At 43.9% G+C, this 25,582-nt stretch carries 14 protein-coding genes; 7 read left to right on the top strand and 7 right to left on the bottom strand.

Annotation, left to right across the window (positions count from 1 at the left end; all coding sequences use genetic code 11):
- Positions 1-128 precede the first annotated feature (128 nt).
- From J7I42_RS22255 to J7I42_RS22235, 5 genes are all read left to right on the top strand, one after another.
- On the top strand, positions 129-1,208 hold the full coding sequence (locus tag J7I42_RS22255) for a WG repeat-containing protein (RefSeq protein WP_209141083.1): 1,080 nt from the start codon (positions 129-131) through the stop codon (positions 1,206-1,208).
- Between the two features lie 143 nt (positions 1,209-1,351).
- Entirely contained in the window at positions 1,352-1,900 is a 549-nt protein-coding gene (locus tag J7I42_RS22250; RefSeq protein ID WP_209141082.1) for a histidine phosphatase family protein, read from the top strand.
- Positions 1,901-2,054: 154 nt separating this feature from the next.
- The gene (locus tag J7I42_RS22245) at positions 2,055-3,308 is read left to right on the top strand and encodes a YncE family protein (RefSeq protein WP_209141081.1); all 1,254 of its coding nucleotides are present in this window, start codon (positions 2,055-2,057) and stop codon (positions 3,306-3,308) included.
- A gap of 391 nt (positions 3,309-3,699) precedes the next feature.
- On the top strand, positions 3,700-7,863 hold the full coding sequence (locus J7I42_RS22240) for a gliding motility-associated C-terminal domain-containing protein (RefSeq protein WP_209141080.1): 4,164 nt from the start codon (positions 3,700-3,702) through the stop codon (positions 7,861-7,863).
- A 537-nt stretch (positions 7,864-8,400) separates the two neighbouring features.
- Entirely contained in the window at positions 8,401-8,979 is a 579-nt protein-coding gene (locus J7I42_RS22235; protein WP_209141079.1) for a porin family protein, read from the top strand.
- 78 nt (positions 8,980-9,057) lie between these two features.
- On the opposite strand, the gene J7I42_RS22230 is transcribed toward J7I42_RS22235, so the two are convergent.
- Genes J7I42_RS22230 through J7I42_RS22220 form a run of 3 tightly spaced genes read right to left on the bottom strand, consistent with a single transcriptional unit; the run spans position 9,058 to position 14,756 of the window.
- The gene (locus tag J7I42_RS22230) at positions 9,058-12,222 is read right to left on the bottom strand and encodes an efflux RND transporter permease subunit (RefSeq protein WP_209141078.1); all 3,165 of its coding nucleotides are present in this window, start codon (positions 12,220-12,222) and stop codon (positions 9,058-9,060) included.
- A gap of 34 nt (positions 12,223-12,256) precedes the next feature.
- Positions 12,257-13,399 carry an efflux RND transporter periplasmic adaptor subunit gene (locus tag J7I42_RS22225; protein WP_209141077.1) on the bottom strand — a complete coding sequence of 381 codons (1,143 nt, stop codon included), beginning with the start codon at positions 13,397-13,399 and terminating at the stop codon, positions 12,257-12,259.
- A 19-nt stretch (positions 13,400-13,418) separates the two neighbouring features.
- Positions 13,419-14,756, bottom strand: a complete 1,338-nt coding sequence (locus tag J7I42_RS22220; RefSeq protein ID WP_209141076.1) for a TolC family protein — start codon at positions 14,754-14,756, stop codon at positions 13,419-13,421.
- Between the two features lie 293 nt (positions 14,757-15,049).
- Here J7I42_RS22220 and J7I42_RS22215 point away from each other — a divergent pair, with 293 nt between their 5' ends.
- Complete coding sequence (locus tag J7I42_RS22215) at positions 15,050-15,964, top strand: hypothetical protein (RefSeq protein ID WP_209141075.1); 915 nt, start codon at positions 15,050-15,052, stop codon at positions 15,962-15,964.
- An 89-nt stretch (positions 15,965-16,053) separates the two neighbouring features.
- Here the strand turns inward: J7I42_RS22215 and J7I42_RS22210 are convergent, their stop codons facing one another.
- The 4 genes from J7I42_RS22210 to J7I42_RS22195 all read right to left on the bottom strand — a co-directional run bounded on the left by J7I42_RS22210 (position 16,054) and on the right by J7I42_RS22195 (position 22,875).
- A complete protein-coding gene (locus tag J7I42_RS22210; protein WP_209141074.1) occupies positions 16,054-17,436 on the bottom strand; it encodes an SMP-30/gluconolactonase/LRE family protein in 1,383 nt (460 codons plus the stop codon).
- Positions 17,437-17,645: 209 nt separating this feature from the next.
- Positions 17,646-20,057 carry an ABC transporter permease gene (locus tag J7I42_RS22205; protein WP_209141073.1) on the bottom strand — a complete coding sequence of 804 codons (2,412 nt, stop codon included), beginning with the start codon at positions 20,055-20,057 and terminating at the stop codon, positions 17,646-17,648.
- Positions 20,058-20,083: 26 nt separating this feature from the next.
- Complete coding sequence (locus tag J7I42_RS22200) at positions 20,084-21,238, bottom strand: tetratricopeptide repeat protein (protein ID WP_209141072.1); 1,155 nt, start codon at positions 21,236-21,238, stop codon at positions 20,084-20,086.
- Between the two features lie 425 nt (positions 21,239-21,663).
- The gene (locus J7I42_RS22195; RefSeq protein WP_209141071.1) at positions 21,664-22,875 is read right to left on the bottom strand and encodes an IPT/TIG domain-containing protein; all 1,212 of its coding nucleotides are present in this window, start codon (positions 22,873-22,875) and stop codon (positions 21,664-21,666) included.
- Between the two features lie 249 nt (positions 22,876-23,124).
- On the opposite strand from J7I42_RS22195, the gene J7I42_RS22190 reads away from it, so the two are divergent.
- On the top strand, positions 23,125-25,572 hold the full coding sequence (locus J7I42_RS22190) for a glycoside hydrolase family 9 protein (protein WP_209141070.1): 2,448 nt from the start codon (positions 23,125-23,127) through the stop codon (positions 25,570-25,572).
- Positions 25,573-25,582 lie beyond the last annotated feature (10 nt).

Below are 25,582 nucleotides of genomic sequence, written 5' to 3'. Positions count from 1 at the left end.
TTTTTGCAGACAAAATAAAGCCCTTCCCGGTAGTTTTCCAACTGAAAACCCTAAAAAGACGGGATCCCCCCGCTTGCATATCTGTTACCGCGGAAGTATATTTGAGCCCTGCAACTTAAAAATATCTTATGAAAAAATTACTGGGTTTAATTGCCATGACAGGGCTGTCATTAGCAGCGATATCACAAAACAACATCCAATATGAAGAGAACGGAAAATATGGATTTAAAAATGATAAGGGTGAAGTAGTTATCGTTGCCCAATATGATCATGTAGGAGATTATTGGGGTAAAATCACCTGCGTGAAGAAGGATGGGAAGTGGGGATATATTACTAAACAGGGCGACCTGGTAACTGCCTTAAAATATGATTCTGCTGACGAATATTACCCTGAAAATGACCGGGCATGGGTAATGTCAAAAGGTAAGGTGGGCTTTATTGATGGCAAAGGAAAAGAAATAGTTGTCCCTAAGTATGATAAAGCCGGCAGTGCCTTTGCTTATGCCGGACTGGAATATATACAAAATAACAACAAATATGGACTGATCAATTGGAATGGAGCGGAAGTGGTAAGCCCAAAATATGATGCAGTAGGGATAAACCCTGACTGGAGAGAGAACAGGATCCCCGTGCAACTGGGCAAAAAATGGGGGTATATAGATACGCTGGGCAATGTAAAGGTACCATTCAGCTACGACGAGGTGAGCGCGTTCGAACTGGGTTATGCGGCTGTTAAGTTAAATGGAAAAGCGGGCTTTATTGATCCCCAAGGAAAAGTAGTTATTCAACCTGCATATGATGCGGCATCAGATCTTGTTCAATACCTGTCATTAGTGCGGCTGAATGGAAAATGGGGCGTAATAGACACCTCGGGCCGATTGCTTGTTCCTATTAAATATGAGCAATCAAATTTCATCGTGGGAGATGAAGTAATGATCGCTCTAATGGAAAACAACAAATGGGGAGTGGTAAATACGAAAGGGGAAACGGTACTGGAGGTAAAATATGATTCGCTCTTTGTTGATCGTTCCAAGCTTGCCTTTAAACTTAACGACAAGCAAGGGCATTTAAAAGGCGGACAAGTAGTGTGGAATGCAGAAAACAGCAATTCTAAACCGATAGTGTTTACCATTTTGGCTGTTATGCTGCTTGCCATTTCCCTTTTAATAATCGCCCTGAAAAGGAAAAATAAGATGTCCCAAAAATAAGAATAGCTGAACTACGGAAAAAAGCTTTCCCCTACATGCCGGGAGAGCTTTTTTTATGCCCCTACCCCATGTGGCGCAACTTTTTATGTTATGCAGCTATACCCCTAATTTACTAATTTACAGACAGCATTAAATCATGAAGTATGAAAACCCATTTTAAGTGCTTTGTTGCAGTGATAACATTCGCCTTTTTTTGTAATAATAGTTTTGCTCAAAGTTTACAAAAAGTGGTCATTATCCGTCATGCCGAAAAACCGGAAAATGGCGACAATCTTTCCTGCAAAGGATTTAACAGGTCGCTGCAATTGCCTGCTGTCCTATATACCAAATACAAAACGCCGGATAAGATCTTCGTACCGTCGATGGGGAACACAAAATCGGCCAGTCATTTAAGAATGCTTGAAACTATTACTCCGTTTGCAGTAAAATACAACATCAGCATCAACTCAAAATACGATGTAGACAATGTAAAAGAGATGGCGGAAGCTATTCTAAAAACAAAAAGTTACGCCCTGGTAGTTTGGGAGCACGATAAAATAGACAATCTGGTGAAAGCCCTGGGGGCAGATGCCAAAGGAATGAAATGGAGCAATGACGATTTTGACTCTATTTGGATAGTTACTTTCAAAAATGGCCAGGCAACTATCTCAACCGATAAAGAAAATTTAAATCCGGCAAGCGATTGTAGGTAACAGTCATAACTGCGTTTATGAGAAAATAACTATAAAGGAAAAGTGAAGATATTTCCACTTTCTCCATTTTTTTTATATTTTTCGCCCCCGAAACTCCCACTCAGACCCCTATCAGCAAACAGATACATGTAGCCTGAGTGATAAACCCAATCAAATGAAATCGTACCCGGTAATCGTATCCTTATTTTTTTGTATACCTTATAGTGCATTCCCAACAACTCCTTATACAAACTTAACCGACTCCCCTCTTAGCGACAGCTCCTTTATTTCAAACAAAACCAATACGGCTCAGCATCCAACCGGTGACACCATTCAGTCTCACACCTCATTAAAACCATATACAAGACTGATCTTTCAGAAATCTGAACACATAAAGGCTGCCCCCGGCACAAAATCAGTTTTATTTAATAAAACCGGTCAGAAACTATACGCCATGAACCTGGAAGGTATGAGCATATACGAATTTCAAAGGGACAGCAGACTGTTACAACGGGAATTTAAATTTAAACCTACAGTAGGTACCGGCTGGGATTATGAAACCAACAAAACCATGCCAAGTTTTGAAGAAAAACCGGTAGAAGCGTGCCTGAGCAATGACGACAAATTACTTTGGGTTTCTTTGCATAATGCGGCAAGCATTGTACCCATTCCCACCGATCCAGTTATTGGTTACAGACAAGACACCTCACAAAGCACGGTAAAACAAAAAAAGATCTATATAGAATATGCAGGTTCTGCCAGCAAAGATTCAATACAGGTACCGGCAATTGCCACAGGTCTTACCCCAAAAATAATTGCCCGTACAGCCGATAGCAAACATCTGTTGGTAAGCAACTGGCACTCTCATAGCGTGAGCGTATTAGCCATTGATTCTGTAGCTTATCCTTACGCGAAAACAGTAAGCACCCTCCCTGTCTCTGCCATACCAAGAGGGATAGTCGTGGATGACGAACGAAAAAAATCATATGTTGCCATAATGGGTGGCGCCCTCATTACGGTCATAAATAACGATACCTGGAAAAAGGAATCGGATATTCCCGTTGCTTCCAATCCCCGCCATATTGTATTAGCTGATAGTGGCAGGTTATTGGTATCCTACAATAAACTGGGCCGGATCGCCTGTATTGATCCTATAACCCGTAAAACATTATATACAGCCAAAACCGCCGCACAACCTCGTACCATTGTGCTTTCAAAAAATAATAAGTTCCTGTTTGTAACCTGCTATAGCAGTGATAAAGTGGAAGTATTTAAAACTAATAATAACAGATTTATCCGTGTGGCATCTCTTCCCTGCAAAGGCCACCCGGTAGGCGTGGATATTTTTGAAGATGATGATAAGCTGGAAGCCTGGGTTTGTAGTTATAATAATGGTACGATCAATATATTCTCCTTCGAAAAAAAATAGGAAAAAGAAATTCATACGGCAAAAGATTGCAGGCAGCATAACACTACCTGATAACAATCAATGCATTATGTGATGATTATTATATAAGTGTTTACCTTGAATTAAAGCATTTACTTACCGGTGGATGCTTTTTTTTATGCCCCTGACGCCTTCCGGTATTCGTTTTCCCAGATTTTCCGACTTTTTTAGCATTTTTGTATCTGACCAAAACCGTGAAAATATCAAACCCCTTATTTCCGTTGCCGTCCTATGCCTGTTATGCCTGATCGTGTATAGCCAGCCGATACCATTCAATATAAACCCACTTGCTGGCAAGTCAGGTGAAATCCCCCTGGATACATCCAGATTTAGAACTATTAAAGCCATTCTACCCAAAAATAATCTCAATGCCTTGCGCTCTGCTAAACTGGCAGTGACATCTTCAAGGGCATGCAAAACATCAACCTATTACCTACGGCTTACGCCGGCAGCCGGTGAAAAGATAGAGATCAGGGGACTCCAAACCTTAATTGACGCAACCATTATCGTCGCCGGTAATATCACAACAGCGGGTTTACAACAGGAAGGTCTGCTGATCAGGTTGGATAATGCAGGCAATACACTACTTCAAAAAACATTACTGATCAATGGCCAACCCTGTACCTTACACGCAGTTGGCACCCTGGCACAAGGCGATATGATAATAGCAGGCACCATTAACAACGGGCTTAACCAGGTATTCGTAGCCAGGCTTGCTGCTGATCTCACTATAACCTGGCTACAGCAATATACTGCACCAACCAGTCCGTTACAGGTAAGCATGCAATTATCTGAAAACAATCGCATCGCGCTGGCCATTCGGATAACAGATGCTGTTATATGCGCAACAATCAACCTGAGTGGAACTACGCTCAACTCGTCTCAGGTAAGTGTGCCCAACCTGGTGGATATAACCGGTTATAATTATTCGAATTCAACAATGTTACTGGTCTGTAACGTACTGGAGACCGGCAACCGGTTTACCCGGTTGGTGGAAATGAATGTCAATACCGGCGCCCTTACAGCCGGCGCCCAAATGAATAATGGAACCGATGAAACACAATATGGCGCCATGACCAGGTTTTTTGGCCGCACTGTCCTGCTTGGCATTTTAAAACGCCCAACCGGATTTTCATTGATACGTAATATCACTTATCAATCGGCCGGCTCTGAAACCCAACATACTTACCTGGCGCCTGCCAACATTGACTGGAACTCGACTGTAGGCCTGGACAATACAGGTCGTGCAATGGGAGTATGCGTTCCGCAGGATGGGAAACTGTTCTTTCTGCGGCAACCTCCCGACTATACCACCTCGATTGAACATTCCAAAAGCATTACAGTTCCCATCGGTGCAGCATTAAAAGGCGTTACCGCGTGTGGCGATGGCGGGTTTCTTTTTGGACTGAATACCAGCGCCGGCACAGAGGTTATTCTTATTAAAACTGATAGCATTGGCGCCACTGGCTGCGGTTACCAGAAGGAAGTTAATCAGTCGAATGAGAAGATACAAGCCCCCAATAAAGTGATGTCCTTTTCTGCATCGCCGCAACCTGTACCGTTGTCTGCCAGCTCAGGTTCACTGACCGATGCCTTCATCAATGCCAGCTTTGATTGCAACCAGAATTATTGCCCGTTTATTCCCAACCTCGATGATTGTTTCACTTCTTATTACAAGAAATACGCTTCGCATAGTTTTTACGACGGTTTCACTAAATATTTTTTACTGAACAATACGATCCAGGTAACAGTGACCTCACGGCAAGACCGCTACATTGGTGATGCTGCCGTGACTTCCGGCGGCATTAAACTATTCGATGAAAAGGGAAATTTTGTAAAAGGAGTAAAAGTGTTCAGTGATGGCGTAGCTACCCCTGTATATGCCAATAAAATGGACGAGCACCAAATGATGTTACAGACCTATGATGGGAGTTCTGGAAAAACTATATACACATTCTCATTGCTTTCAGATAACCTGAATATGCTGTGGTCAAAAACAATGATCACCAATTCGAACTTTTCTGCAGGGGCAGGATTGGTATTCGGCGACATGTATAAAGACCAGGAAGGCAATTTTTATTTTATTCAATCGGTAATGGGGTACGGATTTACAAAAGCAAAAGTGCTGGTGTACAAAATGGATGCACTGGGCAACGACGTTTGGCTAAAGGCCTATGAATTACCAACGGGCAATGGCGGTCCCCTCACCATGGCCATTACCAATACATCTTTAATTATAATTATGGAAGGCGACGCCACCACCACTATCCGCCTTGATAAGCAAACAGGAAATGCACTGAATGCCTACCGGCTTACAAAAGCTGTGGGCTTTGGATCTTCATTATATACCCGATTGGCAAAATTCGACAACGGTCATATATTCTATGCTGGTAATGACAAAAATAGCCACTTCCTTATGGCTACTTACGACACCACCGGCAAGATTGAAAAAATGCGGATAATTGATGAACAATCAAGTGGATACAGCGCTGGCGATGTGAAGAACGGATTCATGTATGCAGCGTGTCATTCCTTAAAGGGCTCAGCATACAGCAATGTAGTGATAAAAATAGATACGGCGCTGGATGCAGTATTCAAGCATGAATATCCTTTGGACTATGGAAGCCCCAGTGGGTTATCTGTGGCTGATAACGGCAGTATATACCTGGCTGGTAATAGCTTTGGGGGCAGTAACAGCTACTATTGGGACCCCTATATAATTAAACTCAGCAGTACTGGCGAACGCGGCGATTGCCCATATGTAGAAGGCACCCTGCCATTGCTCGATCTGGACCCTGCTCCTATCCCGATCATAGTGACCCCTTACCCCGTGAGCTTTCAAACTGCCAGCAAAACTATTACCCTGGCGCCTGATGACGACGGACAGGAAGTTACAGCCATTCCCTGTAATCACCTCGACGTGTGTTCGGCTTTACAGATCACCGGGCCCAACGATATTTGCCGAATTGGTAGTTCCTATAATTATCTGGCCGATAAGGATATTGACTGTAAAGTGCTTCCTCAATGGACATTCGACACGGCTTATGCCACCCGCATCCGCAACAATACCGGTGAATTGGAATTACAGTTCAAAAAAACAGGTAGCATATGGGTGGAAGCTAAAGTAGATGATGGCTGCCACCTCATTACCGACCGCAAACTGGTCCAAATTCAAAGTGACGGATCAACCCTGAACCTTGGCAATGACAGCTACCTGTGTCCGGGAGATTCTTTATTACTGACGGCGGGAACCGGTTTTAATTCGTATAAATGGCAGGATGGATCAACCAATACAGACTTCAAGGTGAAGCAGGGCGGACAATATTTTGTAGAAACAGATAATAAATGCGCCGAACATTTCTATGATACGGTCAATATAACAGCCATAACCGTTCCTCCACTTGACATTTCAGGCGATACCCTTGTTTGTTATGCCGGTCCGGCGTTGCTTACTGCACCTGGTCAGTTCCAGACATATCAGTGGCGATCAGGGAGTGCCCAGCTCTCAACCAATCAAACCGCATCGTTTAAACTCTTACAGGCACAACGTGTGAACCTGCTGGCTACCACCAAAGAAGGCTGCAAGGCAGAAGACAGTGTTTTGATGGAGGTAAAAAATGCGAGACCTGTTTCATTAGGCGCCGATACCAGCTTTTGCAGTGGAGATTCTATTATCCTGCAAGCAGGCGCCAATTATGCCAGCTATCTATGGAATACAGGAGCTACTGCAGCAACCATCATTGCCAAACAAGCTGCCACCTATATCATTTCCGCATTGGATACTAATAATTGCACTACTAACGACACCCTCACAATCCAGCAATTGTATTCACTTCCACACGTAAACCTGGGGGCCGACCGCAACCTCTGCGAGGGGCAATCCCCCGTGGTGCTTGATGCGGGCCAGCAGAGCAGTTATGCATGGCAAGACGGCAGCACTTCCCGGTACTACACCGTCAATAACATAGGCCTGTACAAGGTCAGCGTAACAAACAGTCATGGATGTATAAGCAAGGACAGCATCAATATAAAGAAGATTGTTCCATCGCCTGCCAATTTCCTTACGGCAAGTGATTCATTATGCAGCTATGCTTCACTTGAGCTGGTACCATCGGGTTCTTATAGTAATTACCTGTGGTCTACCGGTTCTTTACAACCGTCTATTACTATCGATAAGCCGGGAGTTTATATTTTAAGCGTAGCGAATAAGGACGGATGTTCCGGCAGTGATACGGTACAGATCTACCGGAAGGATTGCCTTGCCGGAGTTTTCATTCCCAATGGCTTTACGCCAGGGAATGATGGAAAGAATGATGTATTTCGCGCCATGGTATATGGCATAGCCATCAATTTTGAACTGCAGGTGTTCAATCGTTATGGGCAATTGGTCTTTACCAGCAAGGACCCACTAAAGGGCTGGGATGGAAAAGTGAATGGAACACCGGCCAATTCCGGAACTTTTGTATGGCAATGCAGATATCAGCTGAAAGGCGATGACCCGAAGTACAGAAAGGGAATAGTTGAATTGATCCGATAGCCCCCATTTTGTAGAAAACCTGCCAAAATAAAATTCAACATGGCGGTTCTACCCCATGACAAGTGTCACATATGATAGTTACCATTTTGCAACCCAACATGTGTTCATCTCAAAACACTATCTATGATCTTAGGTCCGCAATTAATGGAAAAAATACAGGAATTACAAAGCCACTAATGGGAGATAAAACGTCAAAGCAGTTATAAGTATCCTACCTATTTATCGAAAAAATTGTATCGACGGAATCAGGAAAAAGTTTCCCCGATTCATCGGGGAGCTTTTTTATGTATTGCCCGTTTTGGCAAATTGAGGCATAATAAAAAGGTTGCTCTTCGGTTACCTGAAATTTTTTATACATAATATTGCCTTTCCAGAAATCCGCTCTCTTTCTTCCCAATATTACAATTCGTATAATCCTACGGGGTTGTGCATTCCTTTTGTGCCCGACTTATCCTGATTACATATTCCCTTTGTTGCCTGGAGTGTAGTACTAATTAATTTTTAATCCCTTGTACAGACAAGGATAAATTTTCTTTTATGAAAAAACTATTCTTATCATTTTCGGCATTGTTCTTTGGAATTACGATGACACAGGCACAGTTTGTAATAAAACCAGCTGCCGGGGTCAATTTTACAGACCTGTCAAAAGATGCAGCGGGCACTGAGGTCAAAGCGAAAGTAGGTTGGCAGATCGGTGGCACCGTGGTGTTGGGAGAAAAGAACTTTTACCTGGAACCAGGGATCTTTTATGTGCAAAAATCAAGCAAATTTGATTCTACAGGCAGCTCTGCCGAAGACCTTGATTTCAACATTAGCGGCATACGCATACCCGTATCTATCGGCTATACCCTGGGTGATTCAAAATCAAGTGTCAAAGCACGCATCTTTGGCGGCGGCTCTGCCTTTATACTTACCAATACAAAAAGTATAAATAAAGATGATTTAAAGAATGCCCAATGGGGTGTATTTGCCGGAGCAGGACTTGATATCTCCATGTTCTTCCTGGATGCGTCCTATGAATGGTCGCTAACCGATATAAGTGATGACGTAAATACTATTGATGTTGGCAAAACCAGGACTATTTTTGTTCAGGCCGGTATTCGCATAGAATTATAAATGGGTCAGTGTTTGTGGATTTCAGACAGGGCAAGCAGCTTTTCGCACGCTTGTCCTGTTTTTTTGGTTATAGCTGTGTTATTCAGCCAACTTGCCTTCCTTTTTCCGCAACGCCTCGAGTTTTTGCTTACCATAAGAGAAGCGGGTGATGACCACAAATAACACCGGCACTATAAATATCGATAACATAGTAGCTGATAGCATGCCGCCAAAAACCGTCCATCCGATGGTCATACGGGCATTAGCTCCCGCCCCGCTGGCAAAGGCCAACGGCAGTACACCAAGTATAAATGCCAGCGAAGTCATAAGAATAGGCCGTAACCGAAGTTTTACCGCTTCCAGCGTAGAAGCAAGGAGCTCCTGCCCACGGTCTACCCGTTCCTTCGCAAATTCCACAATCAGAATAGCATTCTTGGCAGCCAAACCGATCAATGTGATCAATCCTACCTGAGCATATACGTTATTAGAAAGAGTTTTAATGAACGTGAGGGTTAGAATAGCCCCAAAGGCACCAATAGGTACCGCCAGCAAGACAGAAAAAGGTACCGACCAACTTTCGTACAACGCCGCCAGGAATAGAAATACAAATGCCACTGACAGGGCGAAAATGTACACTGTTTTTGAACCGGCGTTCACTTCTTCCCGGCTCAGACCCGAAAATTCATACCCATAGCCAGTAGGCAACACTTTATCGGCCACATCCCTTAATGCCGCAAGCGCGTCACCGCTGCTGTAGCCCTCTTTTGAGCCGCCGTTTATTTCTGCAGATCTGAACAGGTTATAGTGCTGGATCAGCGGGGCGCTTTCAGTAGAAGAATAAGAAGTAACTGCACTTAGCGGAATCATGCTTCCTGCGGTGTTACGCACATAATACCTTTGCAGTTCGCTTATATCACCGCGGAAAGCTGTATCAGCCTGGGCTACCACGCGGAAGTTTCTTCCATAAATATTAAAATCGTTTACATAGCGGCTGCCAAGAAATGTTTGCATGGTGTTGTACACATCAGCAATAGACACGCCGAGCTTTTTGCATTGCTCCCGGTCTACATTCACCTGATAACCAGGTGTACGGGCAGTAAAAAATGAAAAGGCCCGGTTTATCTCAGGCCGCTTATTGGCCTCCGCCACAAAATTCTGCACTACCTTTTCAAAGGTTTTAAGATCGTCAGTACTTTCCCGTTGCTGTAATTCAAAGGTAAAACCGGCAGTTTGTCCTAACCCCGGTATGGGTGGCGGCGGGATCACTACAATATTGGCGTTCTTAATGACAGACAATCGCTTTTGTACCTCTGCAATTACGCCGTTTATCTGCAGCTGTTTATCCTTTCTTTGATCCCAGGGTTTTAATTGCGTAAATACCGTACCCGCGTTCGATTTGGTGGAGAAGGTAACTACATTCAATCCGCCCAATGCAGCATAATGCGCTACGGCCGGCATGCTTTTCAAAGTATTTTGAATGGTAGTCAATACTTCGATACTACGGGTGGTAGAAGATGCTTCGGGGAGCTCGTAGGTAATGTATACACGGCCCTCATCTTCGGTTGGAATAAACCCGGTAGGTTTGGTCTTAAAAAGTAAATAAGTACCTACCAGAATACACACCAGCAATATTACTATATACCGGGCGCCTTTAATAGATCTGCTTACGCCGCGGCCATAAGAATCTGTTGTTCGGGCAAACCATTCATTAAACAAAAAGAATAAACGGTTAAGACCCTTTGCGTCTTTGTTAATATGGCTGGGTTTCAATAAAAGAGTACATAAGGCCGGGGTGAGCGAAAGCGCTACAAATGCAGAGATCAACACCGAAATGGCAATCGTAATAGCAAATTGCTGATACAACCGGCCCACAATACCCGGGATAAAACCTACCGGAATAAAAACCGATGCCAGTATCAGGGCAATAGCCACAACGGGCCCCGAGATATCGCCCATGGCAGCCGCCGTAGCATCTTTGGCCGACATTTTTTGCACATCCATATAATGCTGCACCGCTTCCACCACCACAATAGCATCATCAACCACAATCCCGATGGCCAGTACAAAACCAAACAAGGTGAGCGTATTTATAGTGAACCCAAGCGGGAAAAAAAACACAAAAGTCCCAATAATACTAACGGGAATGGCAAGTACAGGGATCAAAGTAGCCCGCCAGTTTTGTAAAAACAGGAATACGACCAGTACTACCAGCGCCAATGCCTCCAACAGGGTATGCACTACTTCATGAATAGAAACCTCCACCACTGAAACCGCTTCAAAAGGAACAACATATTCAACATCGGTAGGAAAAGATTTTTTTAACCGGCTCATTACATCATATACCCCTTGTGCAGTTTCCAATGCATTGCTGCCAGGCGCCTGGTAAACTAATAAGTACGAAGCCCTTTGACCATCTACAAAAGAATTATTTGAATAATTGAACTTACCCAATTCTACTCTGGCAACATCTTTCAGGTAAACTATAGAACCATTCTGTGGGTTACTACGTACAATAATATTTTTAAACTGGTCTGCGGTAGTAAGCCGGCTGTTTGTGAACACTGTGTATTCAAAAGCCTGGACCGAGCGTTGCGGCGGAGCACCAACAGAACCGGCAGCCACTTGCAGATTCTGTTCCTGCAGCGCAGCAATTACTTCATTGGCCGTGATGCCTAATTGGGCCAGTTTGTCGGCATGCAACCAAACCCGCATACTGAAATCATCTGCACGGGTAAATACATCGCCAACGCCTTTTACCCGCAATAAAGCGTCCTTTACATATATATTGGTAAAATTGTCAAGGAAGGGTACCGCATGTGTCCCTTTGGGTGAGTACATGGCTACCAGCATTAGTATGCTGGGGTTACGCTTACGAACGGTAAGACCAAGCCGTTTAACATCATCAGGCAAGGCAGGCGTGGCCACACTAACCCTGTTTTGTACATCCAGGGCAGCAATGTCAACATTGGTACCTACTTCAAAGGTCACATTCATGGTGGTACGGCCATCGCTTGTACTGTTGCTTTGCAAAAAAGCCATCCCAGGTGTACCATTTATTTGCGTTTCAACGGCAGTAGTAGTTGTTTGTTCAACCGTTTGGGCATCGGCACCGGTGAAAGCACCGGTCACCTGAACAACCGGCGGCGTGATGTTGGGGTATTGCGCTACGGGTAAATCGTTCATTGCCAGTAAGCCTGTCATAACAATCACAATAGAGATCACTATAGCGGTCACTGGTCGTTTTATAAATGTATTGGCGATCATATTGTAGCTTCTTGAAAATGGTCAATATTCATTATTACTTAGCTGCAGTGGGTGCTGAGGCTGGTTTTGATTGCCCCAACTGAACAGGCGCTCCTTCCTTTAACTTTTGCAGGCCATCGGTTATAACCTGTTCACCTTCAGTCACCCCATCGTTAACAACAATCCGGTCACCAATTCTTGCGCCCAGGCTAACCTTTTTCTGATGGGCCGTTTTGCCATCGGTAGTATATACAAAGTATTCACCCATTTGCTCAACAACTGCTTTTTGGGGTATCAGTAATTTTTCGGTATTGGCGTTGTTCAGGATCCGCACATTGGCTGTCATCCCCGCTTTCAGTTCGCTTTGTTTATTGGGAAAAAGCAGCCGGGCTTTTATAGTACCTGTTTGTGGATCAACGGCCCGGTCAATTAAATAGATCTGGCCGGAATGAGGATAAGTTTCCTGTCCCGGAAGTATCAGCTTAAAAGTAGAATCATTCGCATTGGCGTTTTTCTTTTGCAACTGCGCAAAACGATAGAGGTCTTTTTGATCAATGGCCAGGTCAACAGCCATCGGATCATCAGAAGAAATGGTATTAAGCAAAGTTTGTCCGGCAGAAACAGCAGTTCCCATTTTGGCCAGTGAAATGCCAATGGTACCATCGAAGGGTGCATAAATAGTAGTATAGCGCAAACCGGTTTGAACACTTTCTACATTTGCTTTGGCAGCAACCACCTGTTTTTCGGCAGCAGCGAGGGCCGCGTCGGCATAGTCTACCGTTTGTTTAGCAATAGCATCATGCTTTTCCAGCTCATGATAGCGGTCGGCATCCTTTTGTGCTTTTATCAGGTTGGTTTGCTGTACCTGTAAATTGGCCTGGGCCTGTTGGTAATTCGCTACATACTGCTGGCGGTCTATTTCATATAACTTCTGCCCCTTTTTTACCCGGCTGCCATCTTTGAAAAAGATGCCGGTGAGATACCCATTCACCTGTGGCCGGAGGTCAACCTGGTTCAACGCCGTTACCGTAGCGGGATATTGATCATAATAAGAGGCCTTGCCTTTGCTTACGGTATATACATTTACAGGAACTGGCGGCGGAGCGGCTTGTTGGGAATTGGCTTTATCATCTTTACACGACGACAGCAACCAACCTGCGGCGGTAAAAATAATTGCCCATGAAAGCTTTTTGTTCATATACATTAGCTTTATTATTTCAGTACGTCAAGGTACCGAGTGCTTTTTCAACATCTATTTTACTTGATATTACCTGGTATAAGGAATTATAATAGTTCAATTGAGTAGTGTGCAATTGGGTTTCGGCAATAATAACATCCAGGTAGGTTTTAACCCCTGACTTGTATTGCAACGTCAGGGTGCTTAATACATCACTGGCCAGGTCAAGGTTTTCCTTCTGGGCATAAAAATCAGCGAGAAACCCTTTATAAGTAGCTATAGCCTGGCTGAACTGGGCGTTGATATTATTTTTAAGGTCAGTCATGGCCACCTCATTTCGTTTTAACTCCAGGTTGGCCTGTCTTACATTCCATATTCGCTTGCCGCCCTGAAAAAGCGGCCAGGCGAACCCAAGGCCGACATACGAATTGGGGAACGACCGACTGCCCAATTTTGAAAATTCATCATTCTGATAAATAAGGTTATAATAACCAAAGGCCGACAACGTGGGGAGATAACTCCATTTATTGTATTTTAGATTGGCCTGTAACAGCCGTTGCTGGGTTTGCAATTGCTGGAATTCTATCCGGCTTTCATACTGTACTTTTTGTAACGTATCGAAGGCTACCTCCCCTTCCATATGTGTGGTATCGTATGACAGTTGTAATGACTTTTCGGCGGGATAGCCCATTTGCTGTTTAAGATAGGCATACCGGGCAAAAAGCATTTCCTGGGCCACCTTCCGGTCGGCCTTGGAGTTGTTCAACGAAATGGTAGCTCTTTTATAATCGACTTTATCTGTTACACCGCTCTGGTATTGATAATACGCATCTTTCAAACTCCGGTCGAGCCGGGTAATGGTTTCTTCCAACACCTGTATTTGCTGCATGGAAAGCAACACATCGTAAAACGCTTTTGAAATAGCAGCCGCCACATCAATTTTATTGGCGGTAGTAGTTTGTTTAGCCTGTTTGCGAACATCCCGGGCAGTACGGCTTGCCAGTAGTACATCCCGGTCAAAAATGGTTTGTGTTAATGCAAGCTGCGGTGTAAAGTAATTACGTACCCCTGTTTGCACCTCCCGTTTGGGGCCATTGGGATTGGTGAAATCCGGAAAGATAGAAACCGGCATTTTCAGGTAGTGCTGAAAGTTAGCCGTTACATTTAGTTGTGGGTACCAGTCGGCCAGTTTGTTTTTAATAGTTGCTTCGGTAATCTCTTCATCAATCAGGGAAGCCCGGATGGCAGGCTGATGTTCCAGCCCATACCGGATGCAATTGGGAAGGGTCGCTTCCTTAAGCGTATCAGTAATTGCCTGCGGATACATTATTGAAGGACACAGTATCAATAGCAATAGCAAAGTAGATACTCCTCTCATAGAAGTGTAATAACAGGTGATTAAATAACGGCTAACAATTTGGGCAGGAGTAAAAACGATGGGTAGGATAAAAACAGTCGGTAAAATTATTGGTTATTAACATACCGGCTGGTCAAAAGTTTCTAATTATTCATTAACAACGAATTAAAATTAATAAATCGATATAAATGGATGAAAAATAGGTGGGCCGATCTTGAACAAATTTGAACCAACTTGAACAGCCCATACAGGCATAATTTCTACCGGATTACAAAGATTTGCAACAAATAACAGTAACCCTGCAAACTATTAAAATGAACAAGAAACGCCTTGCCATTTGTATCCTTGCTTCTTTGTTTTATACATGCTTATCGTGTAATGCTATTGGCCAAAAAGATCTGTGGAACAGTCCAGCCGCCTACCTGGGTCAAAAACCACCAGGCGATACGCCTGAGATATTTGGGAAAGGAATATTGGCCGATTCGGGCATTGTATTGGGAAAAGTGAGCTTTTCAAGCGACGGCCGGGCCTTCTACTATTCCTATGCGAAACATTGGTTTAACAATGAAGGCTCCGGCACAAAGGAACTGGTGTTTAATGGGGAATCGTGGCAAAAGCCGGTCGTTATTGCTGAAAATCTAACCAATCCTGCCCTGTCTCCTGATGAGAGAACAATCTTTCTGGGCGCTCCCAATGGCCAGGTATGGGTTCTACAAAAATCAACAAAAGGATGGATGAAACCCGTATTGTGGCTGGAGAAACCATACGGCCTGTACAATTTTCAGGCTGCCAGTACCGATACCTATTATGTGAGCAGCAATGGGACTGCCGGAAGCAAAAGCGATTGGAGCACATACGACTTTTGTAAGCTGACCATCTCAGAAAAAGATACTGCGATCAGCAGCCTGGGAAATACTATTAATACAAAAGGTTTCGATGGCGATTTTTTTATTGCCCCTGATGAGTCTTATATTATTATCTCGGCCAAAGAAACCCAAAGTTATGAATCGGAACTTTGGATCAGTTTTAGAAAGAAAGACAATACCTGGACAGTGCCACAAAGCCTGGGGCCAACGATCAACGATGGCCTCGCCCACCGGTTCGGGCAGTATGTATCGCCAGATGGGAAATATCTGTTTTATACCCGGGGCACCAGTGAAAAAGATTGTAATTTTTATTGGGTGCGATTCGATACGCTTTTGAAAGAACTAAAGGCCAATATAAAATGAACGTTCCATCCCAATCTAGTAAAAAAGGGCTGTCTCCATGTTTTTAACAACATGGGAACAGCCCCATCAATGCCGGGAGTTCCGGATAATTATTTCAGGGAGAGCTTTCGGATCATCACATTGCCAAAATCTGCTACATACAAATTACCATTATTGTCAGCAGCTATGCCGACGGGGTTTTTAAAGGTAGCTACATCAATGGTACCATTAGTGGCGCCAGCTGATATAGAACCGGCCACAGTGGTCACATCGCCGTTGGGGGTGATTTTACGAATGCTATTGCCGCTCACTTCCGTCACGTATAAATTGCCATTGCTGTCGAAACAAAGACCACCGGGATCATTAAAGCTGGCAGCTGCACCGTTTCCATTGGTTGCACCTACAGCACCACTACCTGCAAAGGTACTCACGGTACCGTCCGGGGTGATCTTACGGATCTTATTATTACCTGGATAATATACATTGTTATAAAACTGTTTACGACTGTTCTCAGTTACATACACATTGCCACTGATATCTACTGCCACATCAATAGGAGCATTGAAAGTAGCAGAAGCGCCGGGGCCATCATTTCCACCTGGAACGCCGGTCCCGGCCAGGGTAGATACCACGCCGGCGGGTGTAATTTTTCTTATTCTGTTATTGCCTGCATCGCACACATATACATTCCCGTTTTTGTCAACTGCAATGCCTTCGACTGTAGAAAATTTGGCAGTAGCACCTGGTCCGTCGGCAAACCCATATCCCCCACTGGTTAACGTTGTAACGACACCTGATAAGGTAATTTTCCGGATTATATAATTGCCATCATCGCATACATACAGTGTGCCGGCTGCATCGATGGCGATCCCTTTTACGTTATAAAAGTGGGCATCTATTCCCGTACCATCTTCGGCACCCGTTCCAAGTCCACCGGCCAGGGTGGTAACCACCCCATCGGGGGTAATTTTGCGAATGGTATGATTGCCCATTTCAGTAACATAGACATTGCCACTGGCATCAGTTACTACGTCACCCAGCCCCCAGAAACTGGCAGCCGCACCAGTCCCGTTTGTAAAACCCATGTTCCCGCTGCCTGCCAGCAGACTAACGACGTAACTGGGATCATACGTAAATACCGGCCCGGTGATCTGTGTTCCATTACAGTACACCGTGATCTTGCCCGTACCACAACCCAGCGGCACCTTAGCCACGATCTGTGTTTTACTGGCGCTGACCAACACGGCCTTAACTCCATTGAATAAAACACTATCCTGCGTTACAAATTCGCTGAAACCCGCGCCATAAATGGTCACCGATGTGGTTGCTGTACCATGCGAAGGCGAGATGGAGTTCACAACCGGAGTTACAACAGAATCTTTTGGCGGATTGGAAGAAGGATCAGACGATGAATCATTTTTGCTACAGGAGAACAGGATCAGACAAGAGGCTATACTCGCGCACAACAAGGCGCCACGAAAAGTCATTTTCATAAGATCGGTCTTTAACAATTTGATATTTTACAATGCAATTCGAGATACACCCGAAAGCGGGTATGTATTTCGGTTGGCAAAGATAATATCTTCCTATATATGTGTCTTACAAGCTGATATTCGTGCAGTTTTAAGGTATAAGTGTGTAGTTTTGGACGATAAACGTGCAGCAGCTGCCAATAATTTCAATGAAGAAATAGCTCATCATACTATTCAACTTTTAAACTTTGAACCGGATTGACTATGGCAGCCCTGATAAATTGGGAGATAATGGTAACCAGTGCAAGTAAGAAGGCCCCCAGCCCTGCCGTAATAAACACCCACCATGAAATGCTTTCCCGGTAAGCAAAACCCTGTAACCATTTATTCATAAACAGCCAGGCCAATGGTACCGCCACCAGGAAGGCAATAAACACGAGTTTCATGAAATTCGCAGCAAGCATGGTTACCAGGTCAGCCACATTCGCTCCTAACACTTTTCGGATGCCTATTTCCCTGGTACGCTGTTCAGCGGTATAAGCGGCTAAACCAAACAGACCCAAACAGGCGATAAAAATGGCAAGCGTTGTAAACAGGATAGCAATTTTTCCCGTGCGTTGTTCTGCACGGTACAGTCCATCAAAATCTTCATCCATAAAAGAATAATCAAATGCCTGGTCCTTCGAAAAAGCCTTCCACTTTTTTTCTATCAGAGACATCAGCACCGGTAATTCTCCGGTATTCAATTTAATAGCCAGCACATCTGGTCCGTCGCCTTGTTTTTTTCGCTCAAAGGGGGTGGTCATTGTTAAAACCACCGGTGTAATGTTATCTCTAAGGGAATTGAAATTAAAATCTTTTACAACACCTATAATATGATATTGTTTCTGATTGGTACCATACGCAATGGTCTTATCAATGGCATCACCGGCAAAGCCCATTGACCTGGCAGCCGTTTGATTGATAATTACAGCAGACGAGTCAGATGAAAGCGCCGGGTTGAAATCTCTTCCATTATCCAGACTGATATTCAGCGTACGGAGGTAATCTTCATCAACGGGCCAGAATTCCGTTTGATGCACGTTGTTATTAGCAGTAACGTAATTGGACCATCTTCTGTGAGCGGTTGGCATAAAAGAGCTGAGCGTAGCGCTTGTCACGCCCGGCAAATTCAGCATTTCCTGCTTAAATACATTCGCCTGCTTATTCAATACATTCATCTGCTTTACCAACAGCACTTGCTTTCTGTTAAAACCAAGGCTCTTGTGTTGCATATAATTCAATTGGTTATAGATGATCAGCGTTCCAATGATAAGAAAAATGGAAATGGAGAACTGGAATATGACCAGCAGGCTGCGGAGCCCGTTCCCTTTGATCCCTGCAGCAGTTTTGCCCTTAAGTACTTTAACCGGCATGAATGCTGAAAGGAAGAAGGCGGGGTATGAACCTGCCAATAACCCAACAACCAGCGTAATACCTGTTATAGCTGGCAGCAGCCAAACAAACGTGCTGCTGGTAAGGGCAAGCGTTTTACCTGATATTTGATTGAAAAAAGGCAGCAACGCCCATGCAAGCAATATGGCGGCAACCGTTGCAAAAAAGCTCATCAGCATTGACTCTGAAATAAATTGCAGTACGAGACCCATGCGTGATGAACCCAACACTTTTCTTACACCCACCTCTTTTGCCCGGTTTGCGGAATGTGCGGTAGAAAGGTTCATGAAATTTATACAGGCCAGCAACAATATGAACAGGGCTACGCCCGAATAAATATAGATGTATTGAATATTACCGTTAGCCCCCAGTTCGTTTGACCGGTTTGATTGCAGGTGAATATCAAATAAAGGAGTAAGGTTCAATTTTATATAGTCGCCCTGTTTTTCCATCTCTTCTATGAAATCAAGATACTTCTTCAAAAAGGCTGGAAACTTGGCTTCTAATGCTTTGTGATCCGTATGCGGTTTCAATAAAAGATAGGTATGAAAAGGGAAAATGGCTGCCAGGTTTTCATTGGAAGCTAAAGGATCTGAGATCATCGATTCCAAAACGTCAGCCTCGAAATGTGACTGCACAGGCAGGTCTTTAATAACACCTGTAATCTTTAAGTTGCTGTTTCGATTGTTATCCCCTACCCTAACAAGCACCCTACCCAGCACATGCGTTGTATTAAAGTATTTTTCTGCCATTCGTTCGGAAATAACAACGGTGTGTGGTTCTGTAAGAGCGGTGTGTGGATCCCCCTCCAGCATAGGCAAAGTGAAAATATCAAAGACGGTGGGATCACAATACAGGGCGTTTTTTTCCACCACCAATTCATCGCCTTTTTGGAACCGCACCCCTTCATCAGGCAGCAGCCTTACTGTTTTTTCGATCTCCGGAAAATTGAGCCGCAAAGCTTCTGCTACTTTGGGTGCTGTATTAGCACTGGAAGTTACGCTGGTGTTGAATTTCGTATCGGTGTTTACCCTGTATATACGCTTTCCATTACTGTTGTACCGGTCGTAACTGGTTTCGTCAAGCACATAAAAAACTATCAACAGGCAAACGGCCAGGCCGATTGTCAATCCCAGAATATTGAGGAAAGTAAAACCCTTATTCCTTTTAAGACTCCGGCAGGCAGTTTTAAAATAATTTCTGATCATGGCAGGCAATAGTGTTGAACGGTGACTTATTGATCATTTTCTTTACGATACTTCTTCCTGATGTAATTATAGGCTTTTTTTTCATCAGTCGATTGTGGCTTTGCCAGTGACAGGTATTTGCTATAATATTTTTTAGCCGCACTATAATTATTTAAACTCCCATCCCATATCCGCCCGCAATCGTACAGCATCAATGGGTTTTTAAATAAATAGTATGCGGTATCATATTGGGCGATGGCCTTTTTATATTGCTTCAGCTCTTCATAATTATCCCCCAATGCATGGAAATAATATTCAGCCGTGTTTGAGATAGCCAGCCCCAGGCATGTTTTGAGCAGTTCATTGCTTTCCTCAAATTCCCTCAATTTCGCATGTGATTTAGCCGCATAATAAAATATATTTTCGCCAGCCATCCCTTTTTCGATCAGCAGCTCGCAAACCCTGATGCAGTCCTTATACAGCTTCAGATTATAATAAGCCAACACAACCTGGGTAAGCGTGGTTGACGATCCTTCCCCCAACCGCAACAGCCTTTCACCTGGTATAATGACCTTTTGATAAGCTGCTGCTTCGTACGATGATTTTATCCGCAATTTTAAATAAGCAATACTTAAAGAATCCCTGAGCAGGCCTTCATCAATAATACTATCCGCCCGCTGGTAATTTTTCTGATCAATTAAAAGATCAGAAAGGGCTGCTCCATTTCTGCTATCGTTTGGCAACAACCGGAATGCCTGTTCATAATAAATAAAAGCGGAATCTTTCTGATTTTTACGCCGGAACAGATCGCCCATCTTTCTGTAGTAAACCGATTTCTGTGGATTACGGTTGATCAACCGGGATAAGTATTTGCGGGCCGTTACAGGATCTTCATCGCTATAGAGACTGGAAAAATACTGGTTGGCAGATACATTATTGGAATCAACATCCAACATTTTTTGATAATATCTGCTGGCATTGTTTGGCTCCTCATTCATCTGGTAGGCATACCCCAAATAGCCCAGCACCTGAAGATTTAAACTATCTGCCTTTTCAGCAATGAGTAAATAGTTGATGGCATCCTCGTATTCCATATTCTGAAAAAACTCCATCACTTTATTTTTATCAGGCAGTGACGATTGGGCTGTTATGCTGCCCAGTTGAGACAAAAGGACAAAAACAAGACATGATAATTTTCTCATGGGAAGGCGCAATAGTTAATAGAATTGATTGACTTTAGCCAATTCAATTAGATGCGTCGGGTGTAAGTTTCCATACTCCGTAAAAAATAAAAAGAAATTTTCTACTACGCAGATCAGTTGCGCAGCGGGTAGCCATCTTTGTATAACGAAACCGGTGTCGTAGAAAAGGATTTCTTCGATTCAAGGCGAAGATGCAGGTAATCAATCCTGCCCCGTAAAAGGTAGTTTAATTAAAATGTCGCCGTAAGTGCCTTTTCGATCTTTTACCCGGTTTTATTGTCAGGTGCCGTAGAAAAGGATTTCTTCGTTAAAGGAAAAAGGGCCTTTTCGGACTATTGCCCTGATTTTTTTTAAATCACCCTGAGTTCAATAAATAAAAAAAGGGATGGAATTTGAGTTCCATCCCTTTTTAATTTATTACCCTTTTAATTATTTGTCATCTTATAATACCACATATTGGTTTGCGTGGTAAGCGTTACTACATCAGCAGTTTTTGTGCCCAGATTGATCCTGTACAATTTGTTTTTCTCATAAAGACCTACCAATTCATTCCGTGTAGGCAAAGCACAGATGGTATTTTGAGGTAAATATATATCACCGGTTATAGGAACAAGTACAGTTTGCGCGCCGGTAACCGTATTGATCTGCACTACCTGTTCGGTGCTGTTGTATGTATTGGGATCAGTGATCATTTTATAACCGATCAAATTCCCCTGCTTGTCCGGCCCCATTCCATAAACTGTTTCAAAATTACCATTGGTTAATTGTATGGTGCTGGTATCGTTAGTTCTGAGGTTTATCTTGAATAAACCACCAAAGTCTGACTTACCAACTATTTCATTGGTAGCAGGAACGTAGGTCGAGGCTTCCACATGTAAACCGTTTTTCCGGACGATTGTTTTAAGCGATGTAAGGCCGCCGTCTTTGGGATCAATTCTTACAAAATTCTGATAATAGTTATTCTGAATGCTGGCATCATTTTTAATAGCATACAGGTTGCCGCTTTTATCAGTCACCAGCTCATTAAACCTTACAAGGTTGCCGGCACCCGCCAGTCTTACCGTGCTTGTTTGTTTGGTGGCAACATTTATTTTTATCAACCCGGTAGCCGAGTCGTTCAAATAGATCACTTCGTTGGTAGCCGACAGGTATACAATGTTGGGTATAGCATATTCCGGAATTTCCCCCATGGAGGCGATTGGTGACTCTTTACCATCTGCCGGGTTGATACCAACCAGCCACTCGGGCGCATTGGTAACCGTATCCATTTTAACACAATATAAAGTAAGCGGATTTAGCACTAACGAGCCTACGTCAACAGTAATGCCGTTAACGTTTACCGTAACCGCGCCGGAAGTTGCATTGGCCGGAATTACCACCTTTAATTCAGTAGTGGTAGCGCTTACAACGGTAGCCGTTATGCCGCTGATTTTAACGGTATTATTGGCAGCTATTTCATTGAAATTTTGTCCTTTGATGATCAGCGTATCGCCTGGTTTGGCGGCTGCTATTTTTAGCGGCTCGGTTACAGGGGTCGGCAAAGTGACAGGATCGGAATCGGAAGATTTGCTACAGGCAGCTAATCCTAATAGGGCCGATAGGAAAAACACTAACGGTTTAGATTTGTAAAAGTGCATAATGAGAAAAGTTTTTGGTGGAGCTCTAACGTTAACGCCTGTTCAATATTGCCTTTTCTGGCAAATTAGAATTTGATTAAAACTTCATCAGGCTTATCATATATCTCTTTTTATGATTACTGTCATCCTAAAATAGTATCCATCGCAGGCTCCGCGCAGTTTGTACTCCCCTTTTTGTTTCCTAACTTCAATCGGTTGCCACAGTCCGCCCTGGCGGACATAACGTTTAACTTACACCCTCAAAGCATTATGAAAAAAGTATTAGTATCGGCTTTATTGCTCTTTAGCCCGGGCAGTTTACTATTCGCTCAAATTGACGGGAAATTAAAAGAAGACCTCCGGAATACCGGGTATGTGCACAGTCCGCTTTCGCTTGACTACAGTAAGTCGTTTGAATCATTTGGCCTTACCAAAAAAGTGATTGCTACCGACCTGCTTTGCGACATGGAGGACCTCAACAAATGGTCGCATAAGGGAATTGGCGGCATGTCGCTTACCGCTGAAAGAAGTGTTTCCGGAAAACACAGCCTGCAATTGACAGCGCCCACCACCTATCCGCAATTCCTTGACTGGGGTTTAGGGTTTGGTACCTCCCTGGCCAGCTACGAAGTAGGTGGAATGAACTGGGAAAAATACAACCGGCTTCATTTTTATATTTACCCAAATTGTGAAGGCGCCCGCAGCATTTACCTTAATTTATATGTCGAGAACGATGGCAAAATAAAAGTACCGGACAAGTATGAGCGGGAAGGATATCATGAGATCAATTTGATCAACCGGCAATGGAATGAATGTTTTGTGGAAATGAGCGAACTGGCCCGTGACAAGGTAACAAAGATCTCATTTGCCATAGAGGTATTTGGAAAGGAACGTACCATGGGCGATTCGTTGAAATTTGATATTGATGCCGTATCCCTGCAAACCATTGAACATCCTGAAGTAGTGACCGGCTGGACACCCGCTGACAATCGCATCATCTACTCAACTACCGGCTATGGGGTTGAAAGTGAAAAAACAGCCATCGTACGGGTAAACAACCATACTGGAAAGTTTCAACTGGTAGATCATATAACTAACGGCGTTGTGTATGAAGGCAACATCACTTCAAAGAAAACAGCTCTCGGCACCTTTGAAACGATCGACTTTAGTGATTTTAAAAAGGAAGGGCAGTACAGTATTCGCGTTGGCAATGTTACCTGCCAGCCCTTTTACATAAATCGCAATATCTGGGACAATTCTGCCTGGCGGGTACTGAATTTTATTTTCTGCGAACGTTGTGGTTATCCGGTCCCGGGTAAACACGGCGCCTGTCACAACGATCTGCATGCAGTGGTCGACGGCAGGACCTTTCCCTTCAATGGTGGCTGGCATGATGCGGCGGATATGTCGCAGCAGGTAATGCAATCGGGCGAGATAGTTTATTCCCTGCTCGAAATGACCAGCAAGGCGAAAGAAAAAGACAATAAAGAATTATTCCTTCGGCTACAGGAAGAAGCAGAATGGGGCATTGACTGTATTTTAAAAGGCCGCCTTGGTAACGGTTACCGCGCCCAAACCTGGGGCACTAATTTATGGACAGACGGTTTTATTGGCACCGGAGATGATTCTACCAAAAGACGCCTGGTACATGTTCACAACCGCGCCTTCGAGAATTTTGTTTTTTCCGGTATTGAAGCCTATGCCGCCATGAAGATAGAAAACGATGTCATGCTCAGGGAAAACCTGCGCAAAGTAGCGATTGAAGATTTTGCACTGGCAAAAAAGCGTTACGACAGCCTGGGCTTTAACGACCTGAGCAGCATTGGCGGTGGCGGCGATCATGCAGCCATGGCTTCCAACAGCCAGTATTCAGCCAATATTTCGCTTGCGGCCAGCTTACTGTATAAATTAACGGGCGACAAATATTATGCAACAGAGGCTGCTAAATCCATTCAATACACGTTGCAATGCCAGCGAACAGAGCCGCTGGGCGATAAGAACAAAACCAGCGGTTTCTTTTATCGCGATTTAGAGAAGAGATCCATTGTGCATTACACCCATCAGTCGCGCGACCAGGTATACATGCAGGCCCTGACTACACTTTGTGAGACCCAGCCCAATCATCCCGACTATGGGAAATGGACCACTTCCATCAGGATGTATGGAGAATATCTCAAAAAGATCATGCAATATGTAGCCCCCTATGGTTTGGTCCCAAGCGGGGTATACAACATAAATGAAGTAAAAGACTCAGTCAATTTTTACAAAGTACAGGTAGGCATATTCAGTGGGGCCGGCACGGACTATAAAGCGCAGTTGGAAAATGGATTTAAATTGGATAATGAACATTACCTAAAAGTGTTCCCGGTATGGTTCTCCTTTAGAGGAAATGCGGCAGTGCAATTGTCAACTGGCAAAGCCGCTGCCTTGTGCGGGAAATTTTTAAAGGATAAGGAATTGATGAATATTGCCGAACAACAATTATTCTGGATAGTTGGGAAAAACCCTTTTGGTCAGTCATTGATCTGGGGTGAAGGAAGCAACTATCCCCAGCTATATACCGCACTGCCCGGAGAAACAGTAGGTGGCATTCCTGTTGGCATGCAATCGAGGTTTAATGAAGACACGCCTTACTGGCCACAATTTAATACCGCTACCTATAAAGAAGTATGGGGAGCACCTGCCGCCCGGTGGTTGTCGTTGATCGCTGAGTTTTAAAAGTAACTGT

Origin of the sequence: Niastella soli, from assembly GCF_017742245.1 — a bacterium.
Taxonomy (GTDB): domain Bacteria; phylum Bacteroidota; class Bacteroidia; order Chitinophagales; family Chitinophagaceae; genus Niastella; species Niastella soli.
This window is presented reverse-complemented; position numbering and strand designations above follow the sequence as displayed.